11 protein-coding genes are annotated in these 17,685 nt (G+C 68.4%); 4 read left to right on the top strand and 7 right to left on the bottom strand.

From position 1 onward, the window contains the following. Window positions 1-14: 14 nt before the first annotated feature. The 3 genes from ACK4I0_RS00990 to ACK4I0_RS00980 form a co-directional block, all read right to left on the bottom strand. Entirely contained in the window at window positions 15-2,660 is a 2,646-nt protein-coding gene (locus ACK4I0_RS00990) for a TonB-dependent receptor domain-containing protein (protein WP_409607089.1), read from the bottom strand. Window positions 2,661-2,730: 70 nt separating this feature from the next. Continuing rightward, window positions 2,731-4,254, bottom strand: a complete 1,524-nt coding sequence (locus tag ACK4I0_RS00985) for a hypothetical protein (protein ID WP_409607087.1) — start codon at window positions 4,252-4,254, stop codon at window positions 2,731-2,733. A 718-nt stretch (window positions 4,255-4,972) separates the two neighbouring features. Then, the gene (locus tag ACK4I0_RS00980) at window positions 4,973-7,471 is read right to left on the bottom strand and encodes a PQQ-binding-like beta-propeller repeat protein (RefSeq protein ID WP_409607085.1); all 2,499 of its coding nucleotides are present in this window, start codon (window positions 7,469-7,471) and stop codon (window positions 4,973-4,975) included. Between the two features lie 167 nt (window positions 7,472-7,638). On the opposite strand from ACK4I0_RS00980, the gene ACK4I0_RS00975 reads away from it, so the two are divergent. Further along, the gene (locus tag ACK4I0_RS00975) at window positions 7,639-7,878 is read left to right on the top strand and encodes a hypothetical protein (protein ID WP_409607083.1); all 240 of its coding nucleotides are present in this window, start codon (window positions 7,639-7,641) and stop codon (window positions 7,876-7,878) included. 96 nt (window positions 7,879-7,974) lie between these two features. On the opposite strand, the gene ACK4I0_RS00970 is transcribed toward ACK4I0_RS00975, so the two are convergent. Beyond that, the gene (locus ACK4I0_RS00970) at window positions 7,975-9,768 is read right to left on the bottom strand and encodes an ATP-binding protein (RefSeq protein WP_409607081.1); all 1,794 of its coding nucleotides are present in this window, start codon (window positions 9,766-9,768) and stop codon (window positions 7,975-7,977) included. Between the two features lie 248 nt (window positions 9,769-10,016). On the opposite strand from ACK4I0_RS00970, the gene ACK4I0_RS00965 reads away from it, so the two are divergent. Both ACK4I0_RS00965 and ACK4I0_RS00960 read left to right on the top strand, forming a co-directional pair. After that, window positions 10,017-10,340, top strand: a complete 324-nt coding sequence (locus ACK4I0_RS00965) for an HPF/RaiA family ribosome-associated protein (protein ID WP_409607079.1) — start codon at window positions 10,017-10,019, stop codon at window positions 10,338-10,340. 498 nt (window positions 10,341-10,838) lie between these two features. Next, window positions 10,839-11,540, top strand: coding sequence for a hypothetical protein (locus ACK4I0_RS00960; protein WP_409607077.1), 702 nt, complete (start codon window positions 10,839-10,841; stop codon window positions 11,538-11,540). 32 nt (window positions 11,541-11,572) lie between these two features. Here ACK4I0_RS00960 and ACK4I0_RS00955 read toward each other — a convergent pair whose 3' ends face one another. From ACK4I0_RS00955 to ACK4I0_RS00945, 3 genes are all read right to left on the bottom strand, one after another. Further along, window positions 11,573-11,869, bottom strand: a complete 297-nt coding sequence (locus ACK4I0_RS00955) for a hypothetical protein (RefSeq protein WP_409607075.1) — start codon at window positions 11,867-11,869, stop codon at window positions 11,573-11,575. Window positions 11,870-12,569: 700 nt separating this feature from the next. After that, window positions 12,570-13,286, bottom strand: a complete 717-nt coding sequence (locus tag ACK4I0_RS00950; RefSeq protein WP_409607073.1) for an EAL domain-containing protein — start codon at window positions 13,284-13,286, stop codon at window positions 12,570-12,572. Between the two features lie 203 nt (window positions 13,287-13,489). Further along, complete coding sequence (locus ACK4I0_RS00945; protein WP_409607072.1) at window positions 13,490-14,779, bottom strand: cation:proton antiporter; 1,290 nt, start codon at window positions 14,777-14,779, stop codon at window positions 13,490-13,492. 362 nt (window positions 14,780-15,141) lie between these two features. Here ACK4I0_RS00945 and ACK4I0_RS00940 point away from each other — a divergent pair, with 362 nt between their 5' ends. After that, complete coding sequence (locus tag ACK4I0_RS00940; protein WP_409607070.1) at window positions 15,142-17,685, top strand: TonB-dependent receptor; 2,544 nt, start codon at window positions 15,142-15,144, stop codon at window positions 17,683-17,685.

Here is a 17,685-nt window from a genome sequence, read left to right as displayed (position 1 = left end):
TGACAGCGTCGGGATCAGAACCGGGCCGTCAGGCTGACCGAGCCCGAAACCCCCAGATCATAGCCGTTCACGATCACGCGCTGGCCCAGCTCCTGATACTCCAGGAAGTCCTCGTTCAGCAGGTTGCGCAGCTCCAGGGCGAAGCCGAGGGTGCGCCGGCCGACGTCAAGATCCTTGCGGTAGACGAAGTCCAGCATCACGCCGGGCCGCTGGATCAGGTCGGGCTCGCCCGGACGCCCGCGCGCCGAACTGCGCTCGGACACATAGTTGGCGATCAGGGTCGCCTGCGAGCGCGCCGCGTCGTCCTCCCAACCCAGCTGCAGGTTGGCGACGTGCTCGGACTGACCCTGAAGGCGGCTGCCGTCTATGATGTAGAAGCTGGCCGGCTGGGCCACGCCCAGGCTGTTCTGGGTGATGACGGTGTCGCCGTCACTCACCTGCACCTCCGAGTCGGCCCAGGTGTAGTTGCCCTGCACCAGCCAGCGCTTGTCGGCGACGAAGCCCAGGCCCGCATTGGGGAAGTCGAAGTACTTCTTCGCTTCCACCTCGAAGCCCCGCACGACGGCGGCCGGAGCGTTCAGGAAGGTCTGCGAGATCGAGGCGCCCTGGTCGACGACGCTGGATTCCACCGGCTTGTCCAGGTCCTTGTAGAAGACGCCGGCCGTCACATACTGGCCGCTGGCGAAGTACCATTCGAGCCGCGCGTCCAGGTTCACGATTTCGGTGTTCACCAGGTAGGGGTTGCCGATGAAGGTGCGGTCGCTCTCGGTGTCGGTGTACTGCTGGGGCGCCAGTTCGCGGAACTGCGGCCGTCCCAGGGTCTTGGACGCGCCCACGCGCAGCTGCAGGTCCTCGGCGAAGTTCCAGGTCAGGGTGGCCGCCGGCAGGATGTAGTCCTGCTCGATCTGGGTCGGCAGGAAGCCGGTCTGGCCGCCGAACAGGTCGATCGGCGTCACGCTCTGCCGGCCGTCCTCATAGCGCGCGCCCAGGGTCAGATTGACCAGCGGGAGGATCTCGGCCTCGACCTGGGCATAGCCGGCCCAGACGCGCATGTCCGCCTCGTAGGCCGCCGCGCCGTTCGAGCCGGTGACCTCTTCGATCTGCAGCACCGGACCGATGTTGAAGTCCGAGAACAGGAAATCAACCCGCGAGCGCACCTGGTCCGGCGTCAGGCCGTTCGGCGCGATGAAGCGCAGGGTGCGCTGGACGCTGTCGCGCTGGTTGTCATAGCCGGAGACGCCGACGGTGAACTTGGCCTCGCGCGCGTTCGACAGCGGCAGAATGTAGCTCAGATCCGCACCGCCGCTGACCACCGTGTCGTCCAGTTCGCTGAACGAGATGCGGTTGGACTGGATGTTATGCACGAACGTCCCGTCCGGCAGCTGGCCGTAGCCGAAGCGGGTTTCGTAGGGGGCGTCGCGCGAGGTCTGGGCCCAGCTCCCGCGCCATTCCAGCGCCCATTCGTCGCGGCCGCCGAAATAGTGCTCGCCCGACAGCTGGGTTGAGAAAAGCTCGCGCTCGAACCATTCGGTGTAGTCGTCGCGCGTATTGTTGCCGGTCAGGTCGTTGAAGCCCTCGCGGCTGCGCGTGGCCTTGGTGACGTTGCGTACATAAAGGTTAGTCCACTTCACCGTGTTGGCGCCGTTTTCCAGGCTCAGCGAGCCGAACAGATCCACACCGATGTTGTTCTGGGTGTTCTGGAAGTCGTAGTCGGCCTGGGCCTCGATCTCGCCCTGCGACAGGCGGCCTTCCTGCTGAACGCCTACGCGACGGCGCCAGCTGTTGTCATAGGCGGCCACGAAGACCGCGCCGACCTCACCAAAGCCGGTTTGCACGGCGTTGCCGCCGCTCAGCTTGACGCCGAAGTTGGCCGGCAGGATCTCACGCTGCAGCAGGCGCAGAGGCGAATTGACAAGCGACTGCCCCAGACGGCGCAGTTCGGCGTCGGAATAGTTCTGACCGGCGATGATGCGGTTGCCCGAAGCGAAGGCCAGGCGGAAGCCGCCGGGCAGGTCGCGCGTGCCGTCATCGAAGCTGGTGAAGTCAGTCCGCGAGCCGAAGTGGATCAGCCCTTCGCGGCCCGTCGTCTCGTTGTTGGCGCCGACCGTAAGGCCGAAGTTCAGGAACGGCTCGCGCGGGGTAGCCAGGGTCGTCAGGTCGATGACGCCGCCGCCGAACTCGCCGGGATAGCGGGCCGAATAAGTTTTTTGAACCGTCACGCCCGCCAGGATGTCGGCGGGAAACAGGTCCAGCGGCACGACGCGCTGCAGCGGCTCGGGGCTGGGCAGCGGCGAACCGTTCAGCAGGGCCGAGGAATACCGCTCGCCCAGACCGCGGACATACACAAAGCGGCCTTCCACAATCGACAAACCCGTCACGCGTGTCAGGGCCTCGGCCGCCGAGCTGTCGCCGGTGCGCTGCAGGTCTTCCGAGGTCAGGAAGGCCGCGACCTCGGAGCTCTGACGATTGGGCTCGGGGATGTTGCGTCCGAGGACGACGATCTCATCGACCGTCGAAACCTGCTCCTGCTCGACCACCGGCGCCTGTTGAGCAGGCTGAGCAGCCGCTGCAGGCGCGGTCTGAGCCATCGCGAGCGACGGCAGGATCAGGGCGCTGGTCGCCATCAGGGCGCCGGCCAGGGTCAGGGTGACGGTCTTCATTCTGGGCCTCGGAGTGGATCTCGACGGGAAAAGGAGGATCGGGGGGCGGTCATCCGCCCCCCGTCCATCGTCAGCAGGTCGATCCGGCCTGCAGGCCGCAGGTCCAGCCCAGGTACCAGGTGTCCGCCGCGTTGCGGACCGCGCCGATGTAGGTCACCGGCTGGAAGTAGCTGTAGATGGTCTGCGGGTTCACCGGGGCCACGGCGGTTTCGTTGGCGCCGTTGATGAAGGCCAGGTTGGTGTTCTGCATCGTGGCGCCGGCCGGGGCGGTCATGGTCGACGTGCCGTTGGCGGTGTTGCCGGTGTTGGTGGCGCTGATGAAGATGGCGCCGGTAGCCGCCGCGTTGACGTTGCTGTCGTCTTCGTACGGACGCGAGCAGGCCAGGTAGACCGAGCGGAACACAGGCGCATTGGTCACCGTCTGGGCGTCGTCGATGTCCAGGCAGGCCGCGGCCGAGGTCGACGGATTGGTGAAGACCGAGTTCAGGATGGTCGGCTGCACGCCCGTGTTCAGGGTGATCACGGCGTCGGCGGCGACAGCGGCGTTGCGGCCGACAATGGTCCAGTTGGAGACCTTGGGCTGGGTGTAGAAGGCCGTTCCAGTCGGGGCGGCCGACCACTCGAAGCCGCGGCTGCCGTTGGTTACGGCCGTCGGACGCTGGGTGACGATGCCGAACTGGGCCCCGCCGCGCCAGCCGGTGTCGACGTCGAAGCCGTCGTCGTCCGCGCCGTTGATGACGATGTAGCGCAGATTGACGGTGCCGCCGAAGATTTCGATGCCGTCGTCAGAGCTGTTGTAGGACTGGATATATTCGACAGTGGTGCCGCGGCCGACGCCGGCCAGAGTCAGGGCCTGAAGCTCGTTGTTGGGCGAGATTTCAAAGCCGGAATAGTTGATCTGCACATAACGCAGGCGGCCCGAGTTATCGTCGGGGCTGTTGCCGCCGTAGTTAGCGCTCGTGCCTTCGACCACGCCGACGCAGGCTTCGTTCGGGGCCGTCACGCCGACCGGGCAAACCGCGCCCGGCGCGCGGCCGGCCAGGACGATGCCGCCCCACTGGCCCTGTGAGTTGGCCGTGGTCTGGCCCTCGATGTTCTGGCGGCTGGTGAAGATGATGGGGTTGGTGGCCGTGCCTTCGGCGAAGATCTGCGAGCCGCGATTGACCAGCAGATAATCCGAGCCGCCCGAGGCGAAGACCTTGACGCCCGCCTCAACGGTCAGCACGCCCTGCTGGCTGCCGGCCACCGGCGCGTTGGGGTTGGCGCCGCGGTCGGTGCCGACTTCGGTGCGGCCGCTGATGGCGTAGATGGTGCCGGCGCGCAGCGGCAAGGTCAGATTGCCGATGATCTGCTGGGGCAGCTGGCAGGCGCGCAACGTGCCGTTGGCCACTACGCCGATGTTCGACAGGCCGGTCGGGCAGTCGGCCGCCGGGGTGCCCGGCGGCGGCGTGGTGGGGGGCGGCGTCGTCCCGCCGCCGCCGCCGCCGCCGAAGTCGCCTTCGCCGGGCGAAGCCACCTCGGCCGACCCGCAGGCCGAGAGCAGGAGGGCGCTGGCCGCTACGGTCAGCAGGGTTTTCAGTTTCAAGCCGGTCATTTTGGTCACCGTGACTGCCAAGGGTTTCGGCAGACATGGAGCGGAGCGTCATGCTCCGCCCCGACAGCGCCCAGCGCCTTGCCCACCCGAGGCCGGAATAGCGACGCTGTGTGACGATGACGGATGGCTTGGGTGACGCTTGGACCAATCTTCCGCAAACCTTCCGAGACGCACGTGTGACATTGGCGCAACGCGCGCCCCCCCATCTGTGGGGGACGTGCGGGTCCAGAGCGATGATCAGAATGCCATGTCAGCCGGGCTCTTGGCGGCACATCGACGGCGGTCGGTTGATTAAGGTGCGGAACATGAAGATCCGTGAGGTCTGCGATCTCCGCACAACAAGCTAAAGCGCCGGATGAGACCGAATGCGCGGCCCATGGCCCGTTCAGTCCGCAGGACGTTAGAAGCAGACCCGAACTTACGTTTGGCGCAGCTCGTTCGGACGCCAGGCGACGACGAAGCGTCCGGGGCGCTCAGTTCGCCTTAGCCGCCGGCCTTGCACACCGCCTCGCGTAATCCGGCTCAGATCGGCAGCACGCCCTCAGTCTTGGGCAGCAACGGGGACCCGCGCGGCCGCAGCTTTCCCGGGCCCGGCGTTGCGAGGCCGTGCCGGCCAGCTGAAGCGACGCGGTTCTGGGTGGAAAGCGGGAGACCCCGCCTCCGGCCTGCACCGCCTCGGCGGTCGGCAGAGGCAGATCCGTCCGAGCCTGTCCCGGTCCTAGGGATCGCCGGACAGTCTGAACACCTGAAGGAAGTCGCCGGGCGTCGTCTCGAACCGGCCGTGTCCCGTCGCCGTTATGGCGACGTACTGGCGACCGTCGTGCTCATAGGTCATGGGACCGGCCTGTGGGCCCGCGGGAAGCCGCGCCTCCCAGACCAGCCGGCCCGTCTCCGTCTCGAAGGCGCGCAGGAAGTCGTCCTGGGCCGCGCCGATGAAGGTCAGTCCGCCGGCGGTGACGAGCGGTCCGCCCAGGTTCGGCGTGCCCATGGCGATCTTGAGGAAGGTGGGCAGGCCGAGAGGACCCACATCGAAGCCGGTGCCGAGCGGCCTGGACCAGACGATCTCGCCCGTGTCGATGTGGGTGGCTGTGATGTAGCCCCAGGGCGGCGACAGGCAGGGCACCTTGAGAGGCGACCACCAGATCGGCCGCGTGACGCCGAAGGGCGTGCCGGAATGCGGAGCCACCGCCTGGTCCGGCCGGGCCCCGCCCGAACCGACGGGCGCGTCGCTCACCTTTTCGCGCGGGTGGAGGACGATCAGGTTCGGAAGGCGCGAGTTGTTGCTGATGATGAGGCGCCGCTCGGGATCAAAGCCGAGGCCGCCCCAGTTCGGCCCGCCCACCGTGCCCGGAAACAGAAGGGTCCCGGCCTTGTCCACGGTCGGCGGCGTGAACATGCCCTCATACCGGTGGCGATGGAAGCTTATGCGGCAGAGGGCGGCGTCGATCGGCGTCAGTCCGAAGGCCGACCGGGCGTCGATCCGCTCCGGCTCACGGCCCGGCACGCCGCCGACATTGGGGAAGAACACGGACTGGGGCTGTGCGGCTGCAACCCAGTCCCCAGGCGGAGGCCCCTGCGGCGCGGGGCGGGACTCGACGGGGCGCAGCGGCTGACCGCTGGCGGCGTCGAGCAGGAACAGGTTGCCCGTCTTGCTGGCCTGCATCACCGCGCGCCGCGTCTGACCGTCGATCGCCACATCGACGAGCATCGGCTGGGCGCCCAGATCATAATCCCACAGGTCGTGATTGACTGTGGTGTAGACCCAGCGCGTCTCGCCGGTCTCGAGGTCCACCGCCACCACGGCGTCCGTGTGGCGGTCCTCCTGCGGTGATCGATTGCCGCCCCACTGGTCCGCAGCCGCATTGCCGGTGGCGAGAAAGGCCAGGCCGAGGGTCTCGTCCGCCGAAATCACATTCCAGACGTTCGGCGTGCCCCGGGGATAGATTTCGCCGGGGGCCAGGGCGGCCCGTGCGTCCGGCCGCAAGGCGTCCCAGGCCCAGAGCAGCGCCCCCGATCGCGCGTCATAGGCGCGGACCACGCCCGACGGCGCATCGCGCCGCTGATTGTCGCTGACCTGCTGGCCGAGGATCAGTCGATCGCCCGCCACCGTCGCGCCCGAGGTGTTGGAGGCGAAGCCCGGGTCGCGAAGGCCCATCCCCGCTGTCATGTCGACGATCCCCTCCTCGCCGAAGTCTCGGCAGACAAACCCGCCCACCGCGTCCAGGGCGATCAGGCGCCCGTCCGCCGTGGCCACGAAGACGCGGCGATGGCATCGGGCGCCGTCGCGCGGGACAGGGCTGTGCACCCCGGGGGCTGCGGGCATGCGGGCGATGGCTTCCGGCCGCGCTTCGGCCGCGCCGTCGTCATGATAGGCCACGGCCCGACAGGCGGCGGTGAAGAGAGACTCCATATGGCGGGGCTGCACTCCGGGATCGTGGCTCCAGCGGACCTCGCCGGACCCGGGATCGAGGGCGAACACGCGGTTGGAGGGCGTGCAGACATAAAGATGGTCTGCCGCCTTGATCGGGGTGTTCTGCGATGAATAGAAGACGCGGCCCTCGCTCGGATTGAGGTCTCCGCTGCGGAAGGACCAGGCTTCCTCGAGCCCGGAGACAGTGTCGACGTTGATCTGCGACAAGCTCGAGTAGCGCCGTCCGGCGTTCGTGCCGCCATAGGCCAGCCAGTCAGCCCCGGCCTCGGGCGCGCCGGCCATCCCCACCGGCCGGAAGGCCGAGGCGGCGGGCGACGGCCGCTCCCAGCTGACGGCGACAAGCCCGACCAGGGCGACGGCCAGTCCAGCCACGCCGCCAATGGCGAGTCGGCGCGCGAGCGCACCGCAATGCGGGTGTCCGAGCAGGCGGCTGAAGCCTGCCCCGATCGTCAGCGCGGCCAGAAGTCCGACGCGCCCCGCCAGATCGATGCCCCAGGCGGGCAGCCAGCCCTTGCCGCCGATTTCCATCAGGGACCAGACCGCCGTGGCGGCGAGCACGATCCCGAAGAGCCCCAGCGCAACGGCGGGGCGGCCCCGCCAGGCGAAGATCGACCCGGCGGACAGGCCAGCCCCGGCCAGAAGGTAATAGGCCGTTCCGCCGAGGCTGATCAGCCAGACGCCCAGGACGGCCATCGCCGCGCCGGAAAGCCCGAGGAGGGTCGCGAACGCCAGAAAGGTCCAGCGCCAGACCCTGGACGTCCAGTCCGTGTCCGTCGACTTCGCCATCAGCCGCCCCTCCCCCGGCACGGGCCACGCGGCCGCCCACACGCTACGCCCAGGGCCGCGATCGGTTGCGAGGACGCAATGCCGCAGGCTGGGGACCCTCTGGCGCTGACAGGCCTGCGGCAGGCTGCACGGTGGCTCCCGGCTGCCGACCGCGTTAGGACTGGCGCATGGGGCGACTCCTCGATCGACTGAAGCGCGATCATCCGGCCTACCGGCTGGAGACGAACGAGGACGGGCTCACCCTCATCCGCCGCGACGGCCGCCATGAGGCGTTCAACAGCCTGGCGCGCCAGTTCATCAACAAGCCGGACGCCGAGGTCCTGGTGCTCCCGTCTCCGGACGGGACATCGGGTTACGACCGCCTGTTGCTGGTTCCGTTAGACGACGCGGACCCCGGAACGACCTGAGGGCGACCACACTTCGGTCTTGGCGACATCAGCCCCGGCGCCGGCGAGGGTGGTCCGCCCCCGGCCGGGGGCCCAAGGCAGCGCCGTCCGCTCAGGTCACCCGTCCTGTCCGATCTCCGCCAGATGCGTATTCAGAACCTCGACCAGGAGAGGAAGCGCGATGGGCTTGGGCACGACGGCCGTCATGCCGGCGTCCAGGCACTCCTCGACCTGGTGCCGCATCGCATTACCCGTCACGCCGATGACCGGCAGACGCGCCGCGGCCGGGCCGGCCTCGCCCCTCCGGATGGCGCGCGTGGCCTCCAGACCGTTCATCTCAGGCATCTGCACATCCATCAGGATCACATCGAAGAGCCGTCGGTTCAGGGCCTGAAGCACGGCGCGGCCGTCCGCCGCCATCTCGACCTCGGCGCCCAGGGACTGAAGCAGGCCGGCGATGACCAGCTGGTTGGTCGGATTGTCCTCCGCCACAAGGACGGAGAAGCCGCCTGCAGGCGGCGGCGGCGCCGCGTCTTCGGCCGCCGGCTGGGGCGGGGCGGACTGACGGGCCGGCAGGACCAGGGTGAAGACGCTGCCGTGGCCAAGCCGGCTCTCGGCGGTCAGCCGCCCGCCCATGAGCTCCGCCAGCTGGCGCGATATGCTGAGGCCCAGTCCCGATCCGCCGGGATGCGCCGGCCCGGCGGCGCGGCCCTGTTCGAACGGGCTGAAGATCAGGTCCAGGTCCTCAGGGGCAATCCCCCGCCCGCTGTCTTCGACCGAGAACCGGAGGTGTTCGGCGTCCGCCGTCGCCGTGAGCCTCACCTCGCCCGCATCCGTGAACTTGATCGCATTGCCCACGAGATTGCCCAGGATCTGGCCGAGGCGGGCGGGATCGCCTTCGAAGACGCCGGCGGCGGAGCGATCGCACCGGGCCACGAGTCCGACGCCCTTGAGGCGCGCCGAGGCCCCGAAGGCGGCCGCCGTCTCCCGGACAAGCGCCTCCGGCTCCACCCGGCCCGCGCTCAGGTCCAGCCGCCCTGCCTCGATCTGGGAGAGGTCGAGCACGGCGTTCAGGGTGGTCAGCAGGCTTTCCCCGGACCTGCGTATGACCTTGAGGCGTGCGCGCTGGGCCTCATCCAGCGGGTGAAGGTCCATCACCTGGGCCATGCCCAGTATGCCGTTCAGGGGCGTCCGGACCTCGTGGCTCATGGTCGCCAGGAAGACTGACTTGGCCCGGGACGCGGCCTCCGCCGCGACGGTGGCGGAGCGCAGGTCGCCGATGAGCGCTCCATTGGCCGACCAGGACGCCTGCCAGGCGGCCCAGACCCGGCCGACCTGCCGGCCGATCACGACAAGCATGAGAATGAGCAGCCCAAGCGACAGGCCGAGCGCCGGGCCGTCCACGCCCAGCAGATACGGCCAGATGGCGACCACCACCGTGGCCAGGGGCGGGGCGATGGCGATGAAGAAGAGCCGCGGGACGGCGCAGAACTGGGCCAGCGCAACGCAGATGGACCAGGCCTGGAGCATCAGGATCGCGGCGATGGTGGACGGCGCGTGGTCCGTCGATACGACGACCAGCGCCCCGGCCACGCCCAGGGTGAACCGGGTGGCGACGATCGGCGTCAGGCGGGCGATCCCTGCAGCGGCCGTCAGCCCAGGGTCGGCCGAAAGACGTTTGAGCCGCCTCTGAAACACGGCGTCGACGGCCGCCCCGCACAGGCTCGCGACCAGGCCGACCTGCCAGTAGCCCAGGAGCGCCAGGACCAGCCCGCCGACGGCCCAGGCGCCGTAGAGCAGCCAGGGCTCGGTCCGCATGCCGGCCAGGGTGAGCCTGAACCGGTCCGGCATCTCGTCGCCGAGCACGGGCGGCGCGGCGCGCGCGAGAAGGCGGAAGTCGGAAGCCGGCATGCACGCGTCCCTTACTGGAGCGGACCTTAGTAAGCCGGCTCTTGCCGAGGCGTTGATCGACAGGGTTAGCGGCCCGCCCCTGCGACCGAGGGCCGCGCGCGCCGAGGCAACCTCGACCAGGGGGGCGGGTTCTTTCCTGGACAGCGGAGGCGCACCTCCGAACGGCGCTTTCAACTTCACTGGGCGACGCCCTGGTCCGGAGTGGGCGCGCACGGTGCGCTGAGCCGGTTCCCCAGCAAGGAGACCCCATGGATATCCAGATCAACACCGCGAACAATGTGGCCGGCCGCGAGGCCGTCACCGAAAAGCTTGAGGCGACGGTGCGGAACCGCCTGTCGCGCTTTGAGGACCGGGTGACCCGGATCGAACTGCACGTCGGCGACGTGAACGGCGAGCGCAGCGTCGGGGGAGACATCCGCTGCCAGATCGAAGCCCGTCCCGCGGGCCAGGACCCTCTCTCGGTCAGCGACCAGGCCGACAGCATCGATCAGGCCGCGACGCGCGCCCTGGCGAAGATGGCGACGGCCCTGGACAGGGCGTTCGGAAAGACCACCAACCGCAAGGGCCACTGAGAACGACGCTCGTGGATTCCGGCAGGACGGCTTTGCGCCCATGATCGGCGTCTGCGCCTGACGGGCCCTCCGCCACGCGGCGACGGCGGCGAGGGCCGCCGGTAAGGATGTGGCGATCGGCGGGATCGAGGTCGACGGGCAGCGCGTGATCCCTGCGGACGGCCTGAATCTCTCGGATCGGGGGCGTTCACGATCGACCGCACCGCACCGGTCCGCGACTGACCTGGACCGTTCACAAGGCTCTGCTCCGACCCGTCCGGACGTTTCGCCGGTTTCGATCCGGTCCTGGCCGTGCCGCCCCCCGCAGTTTCGGCCGCCCTGGATGATCGACGTCGGCGCCGGGACGTCCGGAGCCGGGGCGGCTGCAGACGGGCCAGGCGCCGAACCCCGCCTCGACCTCTCTCCCAGGCGGCGCTAGGCTCGACGCCATGCCCGGCCGCCCTGCGGCCGCGATCGACGAGAGGAGATCCCGCCCTGCCCGGTCCTCTGCTCGCCGCCGTGCTTTCGGTCGCCCCCGCGGTCGCGGCGGGCGTCATCGCCGGCCTGATCCCGCACCTTCACCCGCCCGGCGACCGGGTCCGCGCGCACATCGAACACCTGGCCGCCGGCGTGCTCCTGGCCGTCATCGCCTTCAGCGTGAGCTATGAGATCCGCCAGCTAGATCACCTGGCCGCCGCGGTCGGCGGGCTGGCTGCGGGCGCCGCCTTCATGGTGGCCATGAAGACCGTGCTGCGTCGGTTTCAGTCGCCGCGGAAGGACCGTTCCCCTGTCGGCTTCGTGGCGGCCGCCGGCATCGACACCTTCATCGACGGCGTCCTCATCGGCGCGGCCTTCGCCGTGCGGCCCGAGCTGGCGATGCTGGTTCTGGTCGGGCTGGGCATCGAGCTGTTCGTGCTCAACATGTCGGTCGCGTCGGAGCTTCTGGCGCTCAGGATGAAGCGCTGGACGGTGATGGCCCTCACCACCCTCACCGCCCTTGCGCTGGCCGTCGGCGCGGCCGTCGGGGCCCACGGCCTGTCAGACGCGCCCCCGGCGGCGCAGACGGCCGCCCTCGCCTTCGCGCTCGCCGCCCTGCTGTACCTGGTCGCGGAAGAGCTCCTGCTGCGCGGAAACGACGAGGAGAATTCGCCCACGACGACCACGGCCTTCTTCGTGGGCTTCATCGCTCTCGCCGGCTACATCATGGTTGTCGGAGGCTGACGCCCCGCCCGTCAAATCCGGGGCCGGCGTCGTCAGATCAGTCCCAGATCCTGGTCCGGAGCCGGCGGGGCGCCTCGCAGGAAGGCGTCCGCCCCACTCGCCAGACCCCTGAGCTTGGGTGCGTCCTCCATGAGGCCGACGAGAAGCGAAGACCCGGCCGGCAGGCCCCGCTTGACCCGATGATAGAGTTGGGACCGCAAGGCGGTGCTGCGCACGAAGTGCAGGCCGGTGGCCAGTTCAAAGACCGCATCGGGTCCCGTGCCCGGCCGCCAGGGCGCGCTCGTCCAAACGAGATACAGCCGACGGTCGGAATCCAGGGCGTCGTCCATGGCGCATGAACACCCTGGGTCCTGGCGGGATCCGTCAGGAATGCGCCCCGCCGCTCGAGCCGGCCGACCCCTGGGCCGTTCGCCGGGTTTTGTCACGGCGCCGGACCCGGTCGTCACGGCCGTGTCGGGCCCGGGCGCTCGAGGACGCCCGAGGCGGCGGCTCCCCGGAGTCAAGGTCTCGCGTCCGTCGTCTCCGCCCACGCTAGGGGCCGTGGACACCAGGACGCCGCCGGCCGGTCGGCCCGAGCGTCTCCCGGCCCCTACCGTCGCCAGAAGCCCGGCACGAGGAGGACCAGGATGGTGAAGAGTTCAAGGCGGCCCCGGAGCATGCCGAATGACAGAAGCCATTTGGCGCCTTCCGGGAGGGGTTCGAAGGTCCAGTGCGCCGAGGCCCAACCCGCACTTCCCGCTGAGCGCGGCCACCCGCGACGGTTTGGGGCGCGCATCCAGCGTCCACGCCCGGCAGGGTCGGGCACAGGGTCACCGGCCCCGGCCGTCCCTGGATGTGAGACGTTCTCACCTCGCCTGGCAGCTCTTTCGACCCAGCCCGCACGCTCTGCGCAGCCGGGGCCAGAAAGACATCCCGTTCAGGGAGCCCGCCGACGTTCTGCTTTCGGCCCGAAGCGGCCATGAGCGTCACAGGCTGAAGGGCGCTTCCTCGTTCACGCGGACATCGTCACCACCTGTCCGCAAGGCGTGCTCAGGCGCGGCGCGCCACTCCGGGTGTCGCCCTGGCCCACGCCACGACAGGCATGGCTTCGATCTCAGGTTTCGCGAGGAGATAGCCCTGCATCAGTGAGACGCCCAGATCGCGCAACGCATCGTGCTCGCCGACGGTCTCGATCCCTTCACATACCGGATCGATGCCAAGGTCCCGCAGCATGCTCAGTGTGTTGCGGACAATCGTCCGTTTGACCGGGTCCTTGTCGATGTCCCGGATTAAGTCCATGTCGAGCTTGACGATGTCGGGCTGAAATCTGGTCAACAGACCCAGTCCGGCGAAACCAGCCCCGAAGTCGTCTATGGCTGTTTTGAACCCCATGGCGCGGTAGGCCCGCAGGATGTTCAGCACATGTTGGGCGTCGACCTGTTCGGCCTCGGTAAACTCGAAAATGATGTGGTCGAGGGGGAAGCCGGTCTGCATGGCCGCCTCCAGGGTGACCCGGATGCATGCCCTCGGTTCATAGACCGCGTTAGGCAGGAAGTTGATCGACAAGAAGGCGCCCGTCGAGGCCAGGTCCAGGCTGGCGGCGAGGGTGATCGCCGTCTTCCGGCAAAGCTGATCGAAGGCGTAGCGGTTCCCCGACGAGACCTGGGCCAGAACGGCTCCGGCACCCTGATTGTCCCGCCCCCGCACCAGAGCTTCATAGGCGAAGACCGTTTGTCGATCGACATCGACGATCGGCTGGAAGGCCATGGTTATCGGCAGCTCAAAACCACCGCCGCCTTTGCACGCTACGCAGGACATTTCGGCTCCATTTCAAGCTGACACTGGGCGACGAGTGTTAAGGACCCGTCTCCCCCGTTCGGGATCACCGTCATGGACGCCCTATCGGGCGGATCGCCTGCGTAAGCCGAGCCATGCATCGCGAGCTGGGAAGTCCGCTGATGGACTGGAGGTCAGGACGAGGCCCCGCGCCCGGCGAGGGCGGCGGCGCCTTCGCCGGCATCAGGATCGCGGCCTTCCCGGCGATCGAACCACCGCATCACCGGGGTGACGGTGACGCCGTGCAGAAGAATGGACATCAGGCAGATCAGCCCCACGAGCGCCCACAGGCGATCCCCGCCTTCGAACGGCGCGGCGTTCAGGCCGTAGGCCAGGTAATAGAACGAACCCACGCCCCGAATGCCGAAGAAAGACAGGATCATCTTTTCGCGCAGGGGCGCCTTCCAGCCGATGAAACCGGCCATTCCGGCCAGCGGTCGAACGACCAGAACGATGGCGCAGGCCACCGCCATGTCCAGGGGCCGGAGCGGGGCCAAAAGTCCTGAGGCGAGGGCGCCGCCGAACAGAACCAGCACCACCATCATGGCCATTCGCTCGATCTGCTCGATGAAGTCATGCATCTCGATGTGGAAGTCGTGGTCGCGATCCGCGTGACGGAAGGCCAGGGCGGTGATGAAGACGGCGAGGAAGCCGTAGCAGTGCAACATCTCCGTCACCGAATAGGAGATGAATGTGGCGGCCAGGACGATGAAGCCGTCGCGGGTGGCCGCCAGCCGGGTGCTGACCGGGATGGTGAAGGTCAGCCAGCCGAACAGCCACCCGATCAGCCAGCCGACGACCAGGCCCGCTCCCGTCTCCCACAGCACATTGACCGTCAGCCACTCTGCGAACCACTCGCCCTTCTCTCCCGACGCGACCAGAGCCAGGGCGATGGCCAGATGGACGAACGGAAAGGCCAGGCCGTCGTTCAGGCCGGCTTCGGATGTCAGCCCGAACCGGACCTCGTCCTCCCGCCCCTGCCGGGGCGCCCCGACCTGAATGTCCGAGGCAAGGACGGGGTCGGTCGGGGCCAGGCTCCCCGCCAGCAGGATGGCGCCGGCCACGCCGAGCCCCAGAACGCCGTAGCCCAGGAGAGCGATGGCTGCGATCGAGAGGGTCATGGTGACGCCGAGCAGCCTCCATGTGACGCCCCAGCGCCCCAGATTGAAAATGCGGTCGATCTTCAGTCCCGCGCCCATGAGGGCGATGATCACCACGAACTCGGTCAGCCGCTCCGTGATCTCTGGATGAGACTGCGGCAACGGATCGAATCCGACCTGCGGCAAGCTGAAGAGTACGGCGCCCAACCCGACGCAGACGATCGGCAAGGACAGGGGCGCACGCCTGAACACCAGGGGCAGCCAGGCCACCAGCGCAATGAGCGCTCCAACCAGGAAGAGGACGAGGATGTAGGGATCAGGCATCGGGCTTCCAGCGGATCCACCGATCCCGATCTACAATGCCCCAGCCGTCGGAAAGTCGCCGCCCCCCCTGGGCTGTCGTCAGACCCGCCCGGTGTTCCCTCAAGGCCAACTGTCCTGCCGCTGCCCCGTCGAGGACCTGGGCCGACCCTTTGGAGGCCGGGTCGGCCGCCCCCCAATAAAATCAGTCACAGGCGTCTGCTGGACCAGGCGCCACAAGCCTGACAGCAGACGCTCGCGCCATGGGCGCCGTGCCTTGTCACGAAACCTCCGCAGCGCTGTCGCCGCGTTTATGCCTCCCCTTCGTTCTGCCGTCGCAGGCTGCCCCTAGTCACGCCTCACAACGCCTGACGGGGGAAACGTTCATGGCCCATCTTCGCTACACAGTTTTCGCCGGTGCAGCCGGCGCTGCCCTGGCCTTCGCCTCGGCGACGTCAGCCCAAGACATGGGGCCGGTGGCGGAGGTGGGCGACATCATCGTCACGGCCCAGTTGCGTGAGCAGCGCGCGCTCGAAGTGCCCTTTGCTCTGACGGCTTATTCCGGGGAGCGCCTGGACGCCTTGGGGGTTCAGGAGTTCGACCAGCTGTCCGCCTTCACGCCCGGCTTCCTCGTTCAGAACCAGTCGCCCAACAATCCGGGCTTCGTCATGCGCGGAATCACATCGGACTCGGGCGCGGCGACGGCCGAACCACGCGTCTCCGTGTTTCAGGACGGCGTGTCGATCTCCAAATCCCGGGGGTCCTATGTTGAATTGTTCGACTTGGAGCGCGTCGAGATCGCCAAGGGCCCTCAGTCGACGCTGTATGGTCGGGGCGCGCTGATCGGCGCGGTCAATCTGGTTCAGAACCGGGCTCGACCGGGCGTCAGCGAGGGCTATGCGCGCGCCGAGGCGGGCGACCTGGATTACCGGCTGGTCGAGGGTGCGGTGAACCTGCCGCTCGGCGATGACGCAGCCCTGCGTCTAGCCACGCGAATGAAGACGCGAGGCGGTTTTGTCGAGAACCTGCTGGGCAGTGAGGATTACAACGCCATCGACACCCGGGCCTTCCGTCTGGCCGGCGCCTGGACCCCGACCAATGCGGTGCGGCTGGACCTGATCGCCAACCATCAGACCGATCAGGCCTCAGGGACGCCCTTCAAGTCGATCGCCTATGCCCCATTCGACCCCGTGACCGGCGCCGTCCTCGGCGGGGCCGATCCGTGGGAGGGCGCGGCCCTGACTCCAGGCGCTGACTTCGACGGCGGCAAGAGCCTCGGGCTGGACCGCGATGTTTGGGGCGTGACCGGGCTGGCGCAGGTCGATCTGTCACCGTCACTGACGTTGACCTCCACCACCGCCTACCGCGAGTTCAGTTCGTACGAGACGTTCGACGCGGACGGCGTGTCCCTGCCCATCCTGACCGCCGCGGAAGACGCCCGTGGCGAGCAATGGAGCCAGGAGCTGCGGCTGAACTACGACGACGGCGGCCGTCTGTCGGGCTTCCTGGGCGCAGGCTGGTTCCGTGAGGAGGGCTATCAGCGCGCGCCGACCCAGTTCGACGAGCGCTACGCCCTCTTGCAGCTGGCGGTCCCGCTGGGGCCGCAGCGGCTCAAACTGCCTTACGCCCTTCCCCTGAACGCCCTGCTGAACGGCGTGGTCGGCGGCCTCCTGCCCGCCAGCGCCCAGCCGTTGGTCCCCGGGCTGGTCACCAATCTCAAAGGCAATCACACCGAGGTTTCGACCAACAGCAGCGAGCTGACCTCCTACGATGTGTTCGCCGACGCGACCTATCGGTTCACCGACCGGTTCGAGATGTCGGCCGGCCTGCGCTGGACGCGCGATGACAAGACCACGGGTCTGTCCAACACGGTGACGAACGGCCGCTCGATCGCCGGCGGCCTGATCGCCATCCAGACACTCGGCGCGCGCGCCCAGGCCCTGGCCGCCGCCGGCGACCTGGCGGGAGCAGCGGCGATCCAGGCCCAGATCAACGCCCTGCTTCCCGCGCTCGCCAGCCCCGGCGCCGCGAACTTCCCGATCGCCAGCGGGCTGCCGCTATTCGGCCTCACCGCACAGCCGACGGCCAATAACGGCGACTTCATCTATCAGGATCACACGGACGACGGCCTGACCTGGCGGGTCACGGCGCGCTACGCCCCGTCCGACGACGTCAGCCTCTACGCCAACTATGCGCGCGGCCGCCGCCCCGAAGTCGTGAGCGTCAGCGCACCGTCCGTCCCGTTGGGCGCGCCCAACTTCCAGGTCATCGAGGCGGAGACGGTCGACAGCGTCGAGGTTGGCGCCAAGACCGCGCTGATGGACGGCCGCCTTCGGCTCGATGGGGCGGTCTTCCACTACGCCTACGACAACTTCCAGACCACCGAACAGGTCGGCACCACCTTCATCACCGTGAACGCCGGCGAGGCTCGGGCCTACGGGTTCGAGGGCCAAGCGTCGTTCGACGTGACGTCAAGCTTCCAGCTGTTCGGCACCTATGGATACAACCACTCGCGCTTCACCACCGGCGCGCGTGACGGCAATAGATTCCGCCTCTCCCCCGACCATATGGCGTCGATCGGGGCCGTGTGGCGCATGCCGGTGACCGGGGGGGCCGTCGAAATCCAGCCGACCTGGACGTGGCAGTCCAAGATCTTCTTCGATGACGACAACGACCGGCCCGAACTCCAGACCGGCAACTTTGTGCCGGACCTGGTCCAGGACGAGTTCCAGGACAGCTACGGCCTGTTGAACCTCCGCCTCCGCTACGCCCCCAACTCGGGCGCCTGGGGCGTCGAGGCTTTCGGCGACAACATCCTGGACGAAAAGTACGTCAAGGACGCCGGCAATACGGGCGACGCCCTGGGCCTGCCCACCTTTATCGCCGGACGCGGCGCCACCTACGGCGTCGGCTTCAGCGTGCGGTATTGA

The organism is Brevundimonas sp. (assembly GCF_046295775.1).
Lineage (GTDB): Bacteria > Pseudomonadota > Alphaproteobacteria > Caulobacterales > Caulobacteraceae > Brevundimonas.
The sequence above is the reverse complement of the archived record's forward strand: the minus strand, read 5'-3'. Positions and strand labels throughout refer to the sequence as shown.

Bases quoted from the DNA above. Each gene is read 5' to 3' on its own strand.
- ACK4I0_RS00970 (WP_409607081.1), bottom strand. From the start codon at position 9,768: ATGCCGGCTTCCGACTTCCGCCTTCTCGCGCGCGCCGCGCCGCCCGTG.
- ACK4I0_RS00940 (WP_409607070.1), top strand. From the start codon at position 15,142: ATGGCCCATCTTCGCTACACAGTTTTCGCCGGTGCAGCCGGCGCTGCC.
- ACK4I0_RS00980 (WP_409607085.1), bottom strand. From the start codon at position 7,471: ATGGCGAAGTCGACGGACACGGACTGGACGTCCAGGGTCTGGCGCTGG.
- ACK4I0_RS00990 (WP_409607089.1), bottom strand. From the start codon at position 2,660: ATGAAGACCGTCACCCTGACCCTGGCCGGCGCCCTGATGGCGACCAGC.
- ACK4I0_RS00985 (WP_409607087.1), bottom strand. From the start codon at position 4,254: ATGACCGGCTTGAAACTGAAAACCCTGCTGACCGTAGCGGCCAGCGCC.
- ACK4I0_RS00965 (WP_409607079.1), top strand. From the start codon at position 10,017: ATGGATATCCAGATCAACACCGCGAACAATGTGGCCGGCCGCGAGGCC.
- ACK4I0_RS00975 (WP_409607083.1), top strand. From the start codon at position 7,639: ATGGGGCGACTCCTCGATCGACTGAAGCGCGATCATCCGGCCTACCGG.
- ACK4I0_RS00945 (WP_409607072.1), bottom strand. From the start codon at position 14,779: ATGCCTGATCCCTACATCCTCGTCCTCTTCCTGGTTGGAGCGCTCATT.
- ACK4I0_RS00955 (WP_409607075.1), bottom strand. From the start codon at position 11,869: ATGGACGACGCCCTGGATTCCGACCGTCGGCTGTATCTCGTTTGGACG.
- ACK4I0_RS00950 (WP_409607073.1), bottom strand. From the start codon at position 13,286: ATGGCCTTCCAGCCGATCGTCGATGTCGATCGACAAACGGTCTTCGCC.